Source organism: Vibrio jasicida CAIM 1864 = LMG 25398 (assembly GCF_000400365.1).
In the GTDB taxonomy this organism is placed as follows: domain Bacteria; phylum Pseudomonadota; class Gammaproteobacteria; order Enterobacterales; family Vibrionaceae; genus Vibrio; species Vibrio jasicida.
In genome coordinates, this window is the sequence record NZ_BAOG01000089.1 from 1 (window position 1) to 365 (window position 365).

The following is a 365-nucleotide window of genomic DNA, read 5'->3' on the forward strand; positions in this document are numbered from 1 at the left end:
ACCACCTTCCTCACGACTGAAAGTGCTTTACAACCCGAAGGCCTTCTTCACACACGCGGCATGGCTGCATCAGGCTTGCGCCCATTGTGCAATATTCCCCACTGCTGCCTCCCGTAGGAGTCTGGACCGTGTCTCAGTTCCAGTGTGGCTGATCATCCTCTCAGACCAGCTAGGGATCGTCGCCTTGGTGAGCCATTACCTCACCAACTAGCTAATCCCACCTAGGCATATCCTGACGCGAGAGGCCCGAAGGTCCCCCTCTTTGGCCCGTAGGCATCATGCGGTATTAGCCATCGTTTCCAATGGTTATCCCCCACATCAGGGCAATTTCCTAGGCATTACTCACCCGTCCGCCGCTCGACGCC

The 365-nt window shown here is 56.7% G+C and carries 1 rRNA gene; it reads right to left on the reverse strand.

Annotation, left to right across the window (positions count from 1 at the left end):
- Positions 1-365: ribosomal RNA gene (locus VJL_RS21020) — 16S ribosomal RNA — on the reverse strand; the annotation flags it as partial.